Here is a 14,530-nt window from a genome sequence, read left to right as displayed (position 1 = left end):
TAATTTTGTATTTACTCAAAACTACAACTATTTCTGAAAGTTGATTAGTAAAACGTTAAACTAAGCCTAAACAGAAATAACAAAAATTCTAGCTTTCGTAATTTGAATTTTTAAAAAAGGATCCGAATATGCAAAGAATCAGCTTGTTTTCTGTATTTATATTAAGCGCTATGCTTTTAATTAGCTGTGGCGCTACACCAGGATTAACAAACCTAACTCAGGATGTTGATGCCAATTTACCGGTATACACCTATTTAGATAGTGATGGCAATACATACCGCATTTCTCCAAACAAGTTGATTTATGACCCCGCTTCAGCAGAAAATACAACAGATGGCATTAAAGATCAGGGCTATCATCTTGAATTAAATATCTCGCTAAATGATTATTCAAAAATAGCAGCTACCTGCAAAAAGCAATTTGAAATTTCGCAGGAAGCTTTACCCGCTGCAAATACAGATTTTGTGATCCCACAGCTTACACGTAAAAACACAGAATTTGATGAAACTATAGAGTTGAGTAAAACTGCGTTACAGGATCTTAATTACATAATCAAACCTTTTTTAAAAGATGAATCATTCTAAAAATCCTATCGTAAAAAAAGGGTTATTTCTTTTTGCTTTTTTAAAGAAAACCTATGTAGCGTGGGATCGTACAGATCCTTTTGCTCGAAGTGCTATTATTGCTTACTATACACTTTTTTCTCTACCATCATTACTAATGATTATTACCTCTATCGCAAGTTATTTTGTGGGAGCAGAAGCAGTACAGGGACGTATACACACAGAGATTGCTCGTTTTATATCTAAAGATGTTGCTATTGCAATTGAAGATATGATAGGTAATGTCACCTTAGAAAATGACAATTGGATCACCCTAATCATTAGCATCGCAGCACTTATTTATGGTGCTACTGGAGTATTTTTCCAGATGAAAATCACGATGAATATGATCTGGAATGTTACTGAGAAAAAACAGAATTTTAAACGTATGCTTATTAACCGGGCGATTGCTTTTGGAATGGTGCTGGTTCTTGGCTTTATGCTTCTGGTCGCTTTTGTGGTAACTCTTGGTCTTAACCTGTTCACAGACTATCTTGGTCAATATGCACCAGAAATCACTGTTGTATTTGCAGAGATTTTGAGACTTCTAATCTCATTTATATTTATAACTGGGTTATTTGCAGCAATGTTCAAGATTCTGCCCGATGTGATAATGACTTATAAAACCACATTGTTAGGAGCAGGAATTACCGCAATATTGTTTTTAATAGGAGAAAGTTTATTAGGATATTATTTTACAAGTAGCAATCCTGCTTCAGTTTATGGTGGGGCAGCTTCTATTGTATTGATACTACTGTGGGTAAATTATACGTGTTTAATTTTATTTTTCGGAGCACAAATCACGGTTCAATACGCCTTAATTAAACGCCACAAAATAGTACCTAATAAACATGCTAAACTTGCACACGATGATGAAGTAGCTGCTCTAGACGAAAAAAAAAAGCGATTAGATCAAGATAAGAAAGATGCTATAAGGCTCATTAATAATCCTGAAGAACCACAAGAGAAAAAAACCAATTCTTAGTTAGCATATTCTCGTATTAAGCTTACATATACCGGAAAGTGATCACTATAACCACCGGTGTAACTTCCGTTTGCAAAACTTCTAAAAGGATAGCCTTTGTAAGGACCTGAAGGAGTTTGTAAAAAACGCTTATTAAATATACCCGCTTTGTAAAACTGAAAGGTTTTATAATCTTTAGAAAGTAATGCGGCTGAAATTATAATTTGATCAAAAAGATTCCACCCATCCCTGTATGCCAATGTCCCCAATCCTTTTTTAGCAAAAGATTCCATCGGGTTATAAAGTTCATTAATTGCTAATTTTCTAAACTTCCCTTTAGCTCCTAAAATAGATTTTACACTATTATTTTTAGGATCGTCATTAAGGTCACCCATAGTAATAATTTTTGCATAGGGTTCTTTAGCGTGTATAGAATCTATAATCTTTTTATTTAAAAAAGCTGCTGCTTCTCGTCTGGGTTGTGACCGGGCTTCTCCTCCGCTTCGAGACGGCCAATGATTTACAATAATGTGAACTTTTTCACCAGCGAGTAAACCAGTTACCAGTAATTGATCTCGGGTATAAATACGTTTATTATTATTCTCAGGATCATAAAGCAAGAGTTCGTGCGCACTGCTGCTTATAAGCTGAAAATATTTTTTTTGATACAAGAGTCCTGTATCTATACCCCTACGATCTGGCGAATCATAATGTACGATGCCATAATCCCAAGGTAGAAGCGACGACTGGCTTACTAAATCTTCTAAAACTTTTCGGTTTTCTATTTCTGAAACTCCTAATAGTACAGGAGGCATTTTAGAATTGTCTGGCCCTATTTGTATAATAACTTCAGCCATTTTAGCTAATTTATCACGATAAATAGCTAATGTCCAGCGATCTTTACCCTCAGGAGTACGATCATCATCAAATGTAATAGGGTCGTTTTCGGTATCAAATAAATTTTCAAGATTATAAAATGCAAGGGTTACCAGTTGAAAATCACGTTCTGTTTGAGCATAAATTGAGGCCGAATAAAGATAGACCACCACTATTATTGCTTTTAATCGAATTTTTAGCATAACACGTCTATTATCAATGGTTTAAGATATAATTAATTAATATATTAGAACTATAGGTACAATATAAAAACGTGCTTTCATAAAAATTGCAAAAACTCATAATTTTCTATTTGCTAGCTATTTACGGACAAAACCTGTCTTCACAAGAATATACCATATACGGAAACGTTAGAGACGCAACTACAGCTGCGGGTATCCCAGAAGTTCTCGTGAGTTTGAAAAATTCTAACTTCAGTACAAAGACAAATGGCGAAGGGGCATTTACATTAGAAGGAGTAACTCTTAGTGGCGACCAGAAGTTAGTTCTAACTAAAGCCGGATATACAACACTAATACTACCCATAACGCTCGAGGGCGGTAAAGAACTCAATCTCTATTATATTCCTCTAGAAATAGATCTTAAAGAACTTAATGAAGAATTAGATCGTATAAGTCTTACAGAAACAGAACTTAATAGCGATGACCAGCAACAAGATAACATAATCTCAGGGCTTTTAGGCGCTACAAATGATGCATTTAGTAACGCTGCTGCTTATGATTTTAGCGCTACTTTTTTTCGACCGCGCGGTCTTGATAGCAAGTACAGTAAAGTACTTATTAATGGGATAGAGCTAAATAAGATAAACACAGGTAGACCACAATGGGGTAATTGGGGTGGTCTTAATGATGTGATGCGCAACAGAGAATTTAGTTTAGGTATTCAACCCAGCGCCTATAGTTTTGGCGCTCCTGCGGGAGTGCTACATTTTAATATGCACGCATCCCAGTATAGAAGAGGTGGGCGTATCTCTTATGCCTATGCAAACCGAACCTATACCGGCAGAGTTATGGCAAGCTACAGCAGCGGATTAAATACAAAAGGTTGGGCATTTACCATTTTAGGCTCCAGAAGATTTGGTGCTGAAGGAGCTATCGAAGGAACATCGTATGATGCCAACTCTCTTTTTTTAAGTATAGAAAAGAAATTAACTGAAAACCACCGAATAAATCTGGTTGCCTTTTATACGCCTAATCGCAGAGGCAGAAGCACTGCCATTACGCAAGAAGTTTTAGATTTAAAAGGCAATACCTACAACCCTAACTGGGGATTTCAAAATGGAAAAATCAGAAATTCCCGCTTGCGCGAGATTGAAGAACCTATCTTTATTTTAAGTCATGATTGGTCTCTAAGCGATAAAACTACATTAAGCACAAATCTCGCTTATCAACGGGGAACAACTAAAAATTCACGAATTGACTATACGGGAAGTACGCTCATCAAGAACTCAGACGGCCAAGAAAGTTTTATAGGCGGTGCCCGCAACCCTGCACCCAATTACTATCAAAATTTACCCAGCTACTTTCTTAGATTTCCCAATCCCACGGCTGCAAATTATCAAAATGCCTATCTCGCTCAAGAAGCATTTACAAACGATGGCCAGCTAGACTGGTCTCAATTGTATGCTGCAAATACGATTGCTACAAATGCTGGCCTAAATAGCATCTATGCTGTTCAAAATGATGTAAATAGTGACACCTTCTTTCAGGCATCAAGTATTTTAAACAGTGATTTCTCTGAACATTATAAACTTACGGCAGGAGCTAACCTATCTAGTCTCAACAGTTCAAATTATGCACAACTTGAAGATTTATTAGGTGGAAACACCTGGCTTGATATTGATAATTTTGCCGAAGATGATGCATCTACCGGAGGGGATCTCGCCCAAACCGACTTAAATAATAGAAATCGAATTGTACGTGAAGGAGATCGCTACAAATACAATTTTGATATTTCTGCATTTAAAGCATCTGGATTTGCGCAACTACAGGCCACTTTTAAGCACATTGATTTTTATACTGCATTACAGGCAGGCACGGTAAACTATCAACGTAATGGGTTGTATGAAAATGGCTATTATTCCGGCGAGGCATCTTTAGGCAAAAGTCCGGAGGTTAACTTTACAACCTATGGCTTAAAAGGTGGATTCACCTATAAATTTTCAGGAAAGCATTTTGCGCTTTTCAATGCAGGTTTACAAACACTTGAACTTCCATCTAACACGGTTTTTACAAATTCACGACAAAACAATGCTGTAATAGAAGATGCTTCCGCAGAAAAACTTCTCAACCTTGATGCAAGTTATGTCTATCGCAGTGCATTACTAAAAGCAAAACTCACCGGTTATTATCTTGATTTTGCTAACGGAAGTGAACTTTCATTTTTCTATACACAGTCATTACAAAGCCCACTAATTGAGCAAGGCAATGCGCTAGTTCAGGAAGTAACTACTAATATTTCGAGAAGAAATATAGGTCTTGAACTGGGTATTGAATATAAAATTTTACCCACTCTAACCTTTAAAACAGCTGCTGCCCTATCTCAAAATACATTTACAAACAACCCAGATGTTTATTACACAACAACTCTCGCAAATAACAAAATTACATTTGGCGACGGCAAAGTAAAACTTAAAAACTACCACGTATCTGGTGGCCCAGAGCAAGCCATACAACTTGGTTTTGACTACAGAGATCCCGATTTCTGGTGGCTTGGCGCAAGCATTAACAGATTTTCAAATGCATATATAGATGTGAGTAACCTACGCAGGTCTGGAGCATTTACGACAGATGGTGATGGCCTCCCGTTTAATAACTTCGACCCTGCAATTGCAAGAGATTTACTCGTTCAGGAAAAGATAGGCTCCTATTATTTGCTAAACATTGTAGGTGGTAAATCATGGCTAATAAATGGGCGTTCTATTGGCTTTTTTGCCACTATAAATAATGCGCTTAATACTAAATATAAGACTGGTGGCTTTGAAGATTCACGTATTGCTGACTACAGGGGTTTACGTGAAGAAAAAGAACGAGAGCAACCCCTCTTTGGAAATCGCTATTTTCTAGGTTATGGCGCAACTATTTATGCAAATCTCTATGTTCGCTTTTAAAAATTAGCGCTTCCGCGGAAGCGAAAAAACATAAACCTTATGAGACATCTTAGCTACTTTAAAGTCTTCGTTCTATTTATATTAGTATCCTGCGTAGATTCAGAATTTGATACCCCCGAAGAATCTGCGATAGAACCTGAACTTACGGGTACAGAAGTACCTTTAGCATCAGTTAAAAATATACTTGCGCAGAATGCAGAAGGTATTGTCACCTTTAGAGATACAGACACTTATTTTGTAGGCTATGTCATAAGTAGTGATGTTGCCGGTAATTTTTTTAGAGAAATAATCGTACAGGACAAACCCGAAAATCCCACAAGTGGAATCACCATTCAGCTTAATCAAAATGCTCTATATACCTACTATGAGTTAGGCCGAAAGATCTATGTAAATCTCAACGGACTTTCAGCAACCACAGAAAATGGTATTGTACAGTTAGGAATCAGAGACGGCAATTCTATAACTGAAATTCCTATCTCACTCATTGCAAATCACATTACCAGAAGCACCGAAGTAGCAACACTCGTCCCCTTACCTATTGCCATCGCAGACTTCTCTGACGACACCGAAAATTTATTGATAAGCCTACCTAATTCGCAATTTAATCGTAATGAAGTTTTAGGTGCTACGCGTAAGACCTTTGCTGGCGAAGCTACAGATGAGTTTGATGGTATTCGCATTTTAGAAACCTGTGACGCACGTGGAAGAACTTTAGTAAGCACTAGTACTTTTGCGGGTTTTAAAGCTGTTGAACTTCCTGTAGGAGGAGGTAGTATACAGGGAGTTTTAAGCAGGGATTTTTATGATGACTTTTATATTTTACGATTGAATACACCCGAAGACATTTCTTTTGATGAAGGAAATAGATGTGATCCTGATGAACTTAAATGTGGTCTGGCAAATGCTGAAGGAATTCAAATTTTATTTGAAGATAATTTTAGTGAGCAAACACGCAATAGACCTATTGCAGGTAACGGCTGGACAAATTTTAATGAATATGGCAATCAGGTTTGGGAGGCTTATACAGCGACAGGTACAAATGCCTCTCAAGGAGTTTCTGCTCGTATAGACTCCTATCAATCTGGTGATGCTCTTACTGTGTGTTGGTTAATTACTCCTGCAATAGATTTAGAAACAAAGTCTAATGTAAAAATCCGCTTTGAAACAAGTAGTAGCTTTGCAGATGGTAGCGAGCTCGATGTGCTTTTTAGTTCAGACTGGGACGGTGACAAAGCAACTATTACGCAAGCAAACTGGTTAGTTTTAGGCGAAGCATTTATTATACGCGATCAGGACTTTTTTGGAGACTGGTACAGTTCGGGTATTGTAAATCTATCCTGCACAGAGGGCGCTACTGGTTATGTATCCTTTAAATATACAGGAAATACAAAAGATGCTTTTGACGGTACGTATCAACTTGATAATATAACCATAACATCAGATTAATTTTTTATTACTCTGTTATGATCTAATCACAAAACTTTAAACACTATATAAAACTAAAAAGCATTTCAAAATATCCTATTTTAGAGGTTTAAAAATGTTCGAAATGATACGATTCCTATTTACAGCAGTTATAGTTATTTGTAGCTTAAGCTGCACAAGTGTAAAAAAAGATATTGAGGCTACTTCTACAACTTCTCAGTTTACAGAAAGTGACAGATCTTTAATTATGGCAGCAGAAGGTACTAAACCTATGCGCGTATTTAAAATCACAAAAGAGAGCGATTCAATCTTATTGAGAACACCCAGCAAAAATGTAATTGTTGATCCTAATGATCCTGAGCTTAAGAACTTAATAGACCGCATGTATGCCACAGTGAGAGATAGTTTATCGCTAGGAGCAGGTATTGCGGCACCACAAGTAGGTATTTTAAAGAATATAGCCTGGGTTCAGCGTTTTGATAAAGAGGGTTTTCCTTTTGAAGTGATTATTAACCCGGTAATAAAACAGTATTCTAAGAAAAAACAGGACTGCCCAGAAGGTTGCCTGTCTATTCCCGGAAGACGCGATACGCTTTCAAGTAGAGCATATGCCATTTTAGTAGAATATGACAAACCAGATGCCAGTCATATTGTAGAAATGGTAGAAGATTTTACGGCTGTTATTTTTCAGCACGAGATAGATCACTTAAACGGTATTATCTATCTAGACCATTTAAAACAGGAAATCAAAGATGCTCAAGGCCTAAAAACCTTAGATAATCTGAAGAATTAAACTATTTTTGCGGCTATGGCTTTATCAAATAACGACGTTTTTAAAAAATTGAGGGTAGCATTAAAATTACGCGATGATGATATCGTAAAAATTTGTGCCCTAGTAGATTTTGCAGTTACTAAAAGTGAATTAGGTGCAATTTTTAGAAGCGAAGACCACCCCAAGTATGTAGAATGTGGAGATCAATTTCTTCGCAATTTCTTAAACGGATTAGTTATTCATATGCGAGGCCCCATGCCAGATAAAAGACCAAAAAAGGATGCCTCTAAAACTGAAGAAAAAAAGAAGCGAAGTACTAATAAAGACTAATTTTTTTCAGTTTTAAAAATTATATACACCGGGAAGTGATCACTGGGTCCTCCCAGATAGTTATCTCCCGCATACGTACGCAAGGGATTTCCTCTATACTTCCCCGCTGCTTCAGCTAAGTGAGCAGGATTAAAAATCGCAGATTTTACATATTCTAATGGGTTCTCATACGCCTTCATCCAGTTTGGCGATAAGATTATTTGATCAAATAAATACCAGTCACCACGGTGGGTTAAAGATCCTGCATAACGCGTTAGCAGAAATATCATCGGGTTGTAAAAGTCTGTAGAAACGAGATAATCACGTACCGCCTCACTTTGTGGATCATCATTAAAATCACCCATAATTATAATTCGTGCTTCCGGATCTTTTGATTGTATTTCCTGTAAAATTTCACGGTTGCGTTTTGCAGCCAGAATTCGTTTTGGGTTAGATTCTTCAAGACCTTCTCGTCTAGACGGCCAGTGGTTAACAAGAATATACACTGAAACACCCTCTAATTTGCCGTGTACATATAAAATATCACGTGTAAAATCACGTAAACCTTCCGCAGTTTTTAAATGAAGTGAGTAGCTTCTAGATTCTAAAACCTCAAAATGATCTTTGTTATACAACAAAGCTGTATCTATACCCCGCTCATCTGGTGAGTTGTGATGAACAAACGCGTAATTGAGATTTTTTAAAGCTTCAGTAGTTATGAGATCGTTCAGTACTTTTTTATTTTCTACTTCAGCAACACCTAATAAAATGGGAGAACTGCCGGTTTCTTCTTTTCCTATTTCAGCAATAATAGTGCCTTGATTATTTAATTTTTTAGCATAACGTATCGCATCCCATTTCAAATCTCCCTTGGGAGTAAAGTCGTCATCAAAGATGTTGGGATCATTCTGCGTGTCAAAAAGATTTTCAAGATTGTAAAAAGCAATCGACAGTTTATTTAGAGGCATGTTTATGATTTTGGTGGGTTCAATTTAAGAAAAGCTTAGCGTCTAAATCGTTATCTTTACACCTTACTTAATCTTATGATAGAAGAGAATACAATAGAATACGAGAAAACCGTCTTAATCGGTGTAATCACGCAGTTTCAGGACGAAGAAAAATCGACTGAGTATCTTGATGAGCTCGAGTTTTTATCATACACCGCAGGTGGTGAAGTGCTGAAACGCTTTACTCAAAAAATGGAATCTCCCAATCCTAAAACGTTTTTAGGAACCGGTAAGATGGAAGAAGTACGTGCTTATGTTGAACAATATGAAGTAGGTACTGCAATTTTTGATGATGAGTTGAGCCCGGCACAGCAAAAGAATATTGAAAAAATACTCAAATGTAAGGTCGTAGATCGTACTAACCTGATTCTAGATATTTTTGCCCAGCGTGCACAGACCAGTTATGCGCGTACACAGGTAGAGCTTGCTCAATATGAATATTTATTACCACGCCTTGCAGGTATGTGGACTCACCTTGAGCGGCAGCGTGGAGGTATAGGAATGCGCGGACCCGGTGAAACGGAGATCGAAACAGATAGACGTATTGTACGTGATCGCATCTCCTTACTTAAAAAGAAATTAGAAAAAATAGACCGTCAACAAGCTGTACAACGTGGCAATCGTGGTGCTTTAGTACGCGTAGCGTTAGTAGGGTACACTAACGTAGGTAAGTCTACTTTAATGAATGTAATTAGCAAAAGTGAAGTTTTTGCTGAAAATAAATTGTTTGCAACATTAGATACAACAGTACGCAAGGTGGTTATACGTAACCTGCCCTTTCTGCTGAGTGATACAGTAGGATTTATAAGAAAGCTGCCTACGCAGCTCGTAGAGTCTTTTAAAAGCACATTAGATGAGGTGCGCGAAGCAGATTTATTATTACATATTGTAGATATTTCTCATCCGCAATTTGAAGATCATATTGCATCAGTAAATCAAATTATGGATGAAATAGGCGGAAGAGATAAGCCTATGCTTATGGTGTTTAATAAAATTGATGCCTATACGCATAAAACAATTGACGATGATGATCTGGTAACCGAACGTACTGAAGAACATTTTACCCTTGAAGAATGGGAACGTACCTGGATGTCTAGAGCAGATGGTGATGCTATTTTCATTTCGGCATTAAATAAGGATAATATGGATGCCTTTAAGAAAAAGGTATATGAGCGTGTACGTGAGATACACATTACACGTTTTCCTTATAATAGTTTCTTATATCCTGAGTACGATTTGTATACAGGTAATGATGACGAGGAAGAATAAGCCTAGGTCTTACGTAAATTCTAAATGCAAAAAAAAATCCGATACAATTGTATCGGATTTTCTTATTTTAAATGCTTTTGCTAATTAAAACGAATAGGTAAGCCCTAAAATATAGTACGATTGTAACTGGCTGTCTATACTATCAAAAGTAGGTACAGTTCCCGGAGGAGTTAATGCCGCAGCTTCTTCAATAGCATTCGCTAAGTTCTCTTGCTTGTTACCGCGCAAGCCTACTTCAAAACCAACACCTATATTGTTAAATAATTTGTAGTTGAAGGCATTGATCCACGTAAAGTTTGAATAGTCGCTGCTCTTATAGCTTTGGAAAGCTGAAAGATTAGATTTAAAAGCAATTTTACCAATCTGGCGTGTATAGTCTGCAACAATTTTTGCACCTAGAGAAGACTCATATACCGTCTCACCACTGCTAAATACAAAGTTGTAGTTTAATGGGTGAACTACTACTGTCAAGTTAGTTATTGGAGTCCAGGTCATACCCACACCCAAGTCTAAATAACCAGGGTCATTAAAGTTATCAAGTATTGTAGTACGGTATTCACCAAGTGTTGAAACAGCTAGTTTTTCACTTAATTTATAGCCGTAAAGTGACGTAATATTGAATACATCTGTAGCATTGCGGAAGCTATCATCATCATTAGGATCATCGCGATCATCAAATTTTACCCAGCCTAAATTTAGATTTAATGCATTACGCCAGAAGTATTTTTCTTCTTTTCTATTTGCAAATGCGTTAATAGTAACTGCTGCGTTAGCCGAAGACACATTAGGTGTCCCTTGCGAGTACCAGCTACTAAACCTGCTAAAGTTTGCTCCTATGGTACCAAATGCACCAAACTTCCAACCTGGCATGTTATCTATTTGAGCTTGTAATGTACCTACTTCTTTCTGCAGTTTTGCAATTTCAGCTTTTTTAGGAGCTATCTCTTGCTTTAGTTCTTCCTCTGTCTTTTCCTGTGCCTCCATAAAGCTGAAACTACAGATAGCCAGTAACATAAAAATAATTTTTTTCATCCTTCTTAAATTGTTGGTTTTGTAGCGCAAATATACTGCACACAGAAAACATGCGCAGTCTTCAATTTTAAGAATATTAACAAATTAAGTGGTAAGCTATTTAGATTTGTAGAGAGGCACTGAGGAACAAGCCTCACCAAACATCAGATTCTTTACTGTAGCTTGTAATTTTTGAGTGAGCAAAATATAAGCGTTTTGAGGCACAGGCTTGTTTGAGCATCCCTTTATAATAACATACTGGTCATCATAATCAGACACATCAAGTTTTTGAATCTCTTCTGTATATAAAATCGTTTCTAAGTCTGTTAAAGTACCCACCACTACTTTCTTAGCTACCGGCTGTAAATATGTTGAGACGAGCATAAATGCCCAAGCCGGTACGATTGCATCAGTGCTACAAGATAAAGCTACAAAGGTGTCTTTATATACAGACCAATCATAGTTTTTTAAGCTTTTCCGAAAGTCTTTTTCTCGTAAAATAAAACCTTCAGTTAGCCATTGGGAGATATCAATAACCTCACGTTTACCCGGAAGATATAAATCCTCCAGATTAAACGTGATAAGTTTACTGTTTGCTACTCTATTTATGATTTCCTCCATTAAGTTTCAAAACTTTTAAAGCAATCCTAATTCTAGCTTTGCTTCATCACTCATAAGATCTTGTGTCCACGGCGGGTCGAAAGTAATTTCAACCTCACAGTCTTTAACCATATCTATAGTTTTTACTTTCTCTTCTACCTCTACAGGAAGCGTTTCTGCTACCGGACAGTTAGGAGTTGTTAAGGTCATGAGAATTTTAGTCTCATAATCTTCATTTACAAAAACGTCGTAGATTAATCCCAATTCATAAATATCAACTGGGATTTCAGGATCATATATAGTTTTTAAAACACGAACGACTTTTTCGCCAAGTTCTTTTGTATCTATTTCTTTTGTATCGCTCATAGTATCTTACTTAGAATTTGCCTTAGCCTGATAAGCTATTGCGTATAATTTAATTTGTTTTATCATACTCACTAACCCATTTGCACGAGTAGGTGAAAGATGCTCTTTTAAACCTATTTTATCAATAAAGGAAGTGTCTGCATCTAAAATTTCCTGTGGTGGTTGATTAGAAAATGAACGTATTAAAATTGCTATTATACCCTTTGTAATAATAGCGTCACTATCTGCAGTAAATTCTATCTTATCATCACTAAGATCTGCGTGAACCCACACTTTACTCTGACAACCTTTTATTATATATTCTTCAGTTTTATATTTTTCATCAATAAGAGGTAGTGATTTTCCCAACTCTATCATATATTCATAGCGCTGCATCCAATCATCAAACATCTCAAATTCTTCAACAATTTCGTTTTGTATTTCTTGTATACTACTCATACTCATTAATCCTCTTTTGCTGTCAAAATCAATTTATTTTCAGCATTATAAACACTTAAAATGCCTTTTTTTAATTTATAGGTATTTGCCTTTATTAAAGATTGGAAAAAATTATACTCTAAAGAAGTTCCTTCAGGGCACATCATTTTTGTGGCCATTGCAGGCGAAAACTTTATATTTTCAGTACTTACAACGTATGTAGAACTATAACTGTTACAAACACCCGTACCATTAATCTGGCCTTTTTCGGGGTTAAATTTTATCGTTATTTGTTTATCTGCTACAGAATCTTTACCTATTGTTTCAACGAGATACTCTCCTTTTGGACCCTGCATTTTCTTATCTGAAGATTTGCACGAGCTGAAACAAATTATAATTACAAGTAAGATGGTTGTGGTTGCTTTCATATTTTAAAATTTGTATGAAATTACTAGTAATCATCGATATAGACTTCTAATACTAGGTTAAATTTAACTCAACATATTCTTAGCCTTAATAACCGCACTTACTAAACTATCTATTTCTTTAAACGTATTGTAGAACGAAAATGAAGCTCGTACCGTACCGGGTATTTTATAAAAGTCCATTATAGGTTGAGCGCAGTGATGTCCTGTACGTACTGCAATACCTAACTTATCTAAAATAGTACCCATATCATATGGGTGTATCCCTTTTATATTAAAAGATATCACAGCCGTTTTATGCTTTGATTCCCCATAAATGCGCAAACCCTCTATCTCTTTGAGCTTGAGAGTAGCATATTCTAACAGTTCGTGCTCATAGTTTGCTATTGCATCAAAACCGATTGCATTCATATAGTCAAGAGCAGCTCCAAAAGCAATTCCCCCGCAAATATTAGGTGTGCCCGCTTCAAATTTATGGGGCAAACCAGCATAGGTTGTTTTCTCAAAAGTAACCTGATCTATCATCTCGCCACCTCCTTGATACGGAGGTAGTATTTTAAGTAATTCTTCTTTTCCGTAGAGCATACCTACTCCTGTAGGACCGCAAATTTTATGAGCCGAAACCACATAAAAATCTACATCAAGACTCTGTACATCTGCTTTTATATGAGGTGCTGCCTGCGCACCGTCTACTAAAACAGCCGCACCTACCGCGTGTGCTTTATTTATAATATCTTCAATAGGATTTATTGTTCCTAAAGCATTACTCACATGATTAACAAAAACAAGTTTTAGGTTCTCTGAAACTAATTCTTCAAAAGCCCTCATATCTAACTCCCCACTGTCTAACATAGGAATAACCTTAAGCACCGCGCCGGTTTTCTCACATAACATTTGCCAGGGCACAATATTAGAATGATGTTCTAAAGCAGATACCATAACTTCATCACCAGTCTTTAATAGTGATGCATATCCCGATGCCACAATATTAATACCGTGCGTCGTACCAGCAGTGAATAAGGTTTGATACGAATTAGGAATATTAAAATGTTTCTGAATTTTTATACGTGCCTGCTCATAAGCATCAGTAGCCTCTTGAGAAAGAGCATGTACACCTCTGTGTATATTGGCATTGTAATTTGAATAATAGTCTACAATAACATCAATCACCTGTTGTGGTGTTTGAGAGGTCGCAGCATTGTCTAAATAAACGAGTGGATACCCGTTAACCTTTCTTTGAAGAATAGGAAAATCTGCGCGTAGTTTAGAAACATCAAAAGTGGTAGTTGCAGTAGCTGAAGCCATAAGCATTTCTTGTTTTATTTCTGTTAGCATATATAGCTATCAGAAACGTTTT

At 36.6% G+C, this 14,530-nt stretch carries 15 protein-coding genes; 7 read left to right on the top strand and 8 right to left on the bottom strand.

All coding sequences use genetic code 11. From position 1 onward, the window contains the following. Window positions 1-128: 128 nt before the first annotated feature. Both ACIGAM_RS06095 and ACIGAM_RS06090 read left to right on the top strand, forming a co-directional pair. Window positions 129-584 (top strand): hypothetical protein, encoded by a 456-nt coding sequence (locus ACIGAM_RS06095; protein WP_396510581.1) that lies wholly within the window; start codon window positions 129-131, stop codon window positions 582-584. Then, window positions 571-1,587 carry a YihY/virulence factor BrkB family protein gene (locus ACIGAM_RS06090; protein WP_396510580.1) on the top strand — a complete coding sequence of 339 codons (1,017 nt, stop codon included), beginning with the start codon at window positions 571-573 and terminating at the stop codon, window positions 1,585-1,587. The genes ACIGAM_RS06095 and ACIGAM_RS06090 overlap by 14 nt, the downstream gene beginning before the upstream one ends. On the opposite strand, the gene ACIGAM_RS06085 is transcribed toward ACIGAM_RS06090, so the two are convergent. Continuing rightward, window positions 1,584-2,645 (bottom strand): endonuclease/exonuclease/phosphatase family protein, encoded by a 1,062-nt coding sequence (locus ACIGAM_RS06085; RefSeq protein ID WP_396510579.1) that lies wholly within the window; start codon window positions 2,643-2,645, stop codon window positions 1,584-1,586. The genes ACIGAM_RS06090 and ACIGAM_RS06085 overlap by 4 nt on opposite strands. Before the next feature lie 86 nt (window positions 2,646-2,731). Between ACIGAM_RS06085 and ACIGAM_RS06080 the strand changes: the two genes are divergently transcribed. The 4 genes from ACIGAM_RS06080 (at window position 2,732) to ACIGAM_RS06065 (ending at window position 8,099) form a co-directional block, all read left to right on the top strand. Then, the gene (locus ACIGAM_RS06080) at window positions 2,732-5,572 is read left to right on the top strand and encodes a carboxypeptidase-like regulatory domain-containing protein (RefSeq protein ID WP_396510578.1); all 2,841 of its coding nucleotides are present in this window, start codon (window positions 2,732-2,734) and stop codon (window positions 5,570-5,572) included. A 39-nt stretch (window positions 5,573-5,611) separates the two neighbouring features. After that, complete coding sequence (locus ACIGAM_RS06075) at window positions 5,612-7,018, top strand: DUF5689 domain-containing protein (RefSeq protein WP_396510576.1); 1,407 nt, start codon at window positions 5,612-5,614, stop codon at window positions 7,016-7,018. A 103-nt stretch (window positions 7,019-7,121) separates the two neighbouring features. Beyond that, window positions 7,122-7,790 carry a peptide deformylase gene (locus ACIGAM_RS06070; RefSeq protein ID WP_396510575.1) on the top strand — a complete coding sequence of 223 codons (669 nt, stop codon included), beginning with the start codon at window positions 7,122-7,124 and terminating at the stop codon, window positions 7,788-7,790. Window positions 7,791-7,805: 15 nt separating this feature from the next. Next, window positions 7,806-8,099 (top strand): DUF1456 family protein, encoded by a 294-nt coding sequence (locus tag ACIGAM_RS06065; protein WP_396510574.1) that lies wholly within the window; start codon window positions 7,806-7,808, stop codon window positions 8,097-8,099. On the opposite strand, the gene ACIGAM_RS06060 is transcribed toward ACIGAM_RS06065, so the two are convergent. Continuing rightward, window positions 8,096-9,046 carry an endonuclease gene (locus ACIGAM_RS06060; protein WP_396510573.1) on the bottom strand — a complete coding sequence of 317 codons (951 nt, stop codon included), beginning with the start codon at window positions 9,044-9,046 and terminating at the stop codon, window positions 8,096-8,098. The two genes, ACIGAM_RS06065 and ACIGAM_RS06060, sit on opposite strands and share 4 nt — an antisense overlap. A 75-nt stretch (window positions 9,047-9,121) precedes the next feature. On the opposite strand from ACIGAM_RS06060, the gene hflX reads away from it, so the two are divergent. Next, a complete protein-coding gene (gene hflX, locus ACIGAM_RS06055) occupies window positions 9,122-10,354 on the top strand; it encodes a GTPase HflX (protein WP_396510572.1) in 1,233 nt (410 codons plus the stop codon). A gap of 84 nt (window positions 10,355-10,438) precedes the next feature. Here the strand turns inward: hflX and ACIGAM_RS06050 are convergent, their stop codons facing one another. From ACIGAM_RS06050 to ACIGAM_RS06025, 6 genes are all read right to left on the bottom strand, one after another. Then, the gene (locus tag ACIGAM_RS06050; RefSeq protein WP_396510571.1) at window positions 10,439-11,386 is read right to left on the bottom strand and encodes a DUF3078 domain-containing protein; all 948 of its coding nucleotides are present in this window, start codon (window positions 11,384-11,386) and stop codon (window positions 10,439-10,441) included. Window positions 11,387-11,482: 96 nt separating this feature from the next. Further along, window positions 11,483-11,986 (bottom strand): DUF2480 family protein, encoded by a 504-nt coding sequence (locus tag ACIGAM_RS06045; RefSeq protein WP_396510570.1) that lies wholly within the window; start codon window positions 11,984-11,986, stop codon window positions 11,483-11,485. A 15-nt stretch (window positions 11,987-12,001) separates the two neighbouring features. Continuing rightward, a complete protein-coding gene (locus ACIGAM_RS06040) occupies window positions 12,002-12,331 on the bottom strand; it encodes a DUF59 domain-containing protein (RefSeq protein WP_028377354.1) in 330 nt (109 codons plus the stop codon). Window positions 12,332-12,337: 6 nt separating this feature from the next. Next, window positions 12,338-12,769: a SufE family protein gene (locus tag ACIGAM_RS06035; protein WP_396510569.1), complete on the bottom strand. Its 432-nt coding sequence runs from the start codon at window positions 12,767-12,769 to the stop codon at window positions 12,338-12,340. Window positions 12,770-12,774: 5 nt separating this feature from the next. Further along, entirely contained in the window at window positions 12,775-13,176 is a 402-nt protein-coding gene (locus tag ACIGAM_RS06030; protein ID WP_396510568.1) for an META domain-containing protein, read from the bottom strand. Between the two features lie 63 nt (window positions 13,177-13,239). Then, window positions 13,240-14,478 (bottom strand): aminotransferase class V-fold PLP-dependent enzyme, encoded by a 1,239-nt coding sequence (locus tag ACIGAM_RS06025; RefSeq protein ID WP_396511019.1) that lies wholly within the window; start codon window positions 14,476-14,478, stop codon window positions 13,240-13,242. Between the last annotated feature and the right edge of the window lie 52 nt (window positions 14,479-14,530).

This window comes from Leeuwenhoekiella sp. NPDC079379 (assembly GCF_044542075.1).
In the GTDB taxonomy this organism is placed as follows: domain Bacteria; phylum Bacteroidota; class Bacteroidia; order Flavobacteriales; family Flavobacteriaceae; genus Leeuwenhoekiella.
This window is presented reverse-complemented; position numbering and strand designations above follow the sequence as displayed.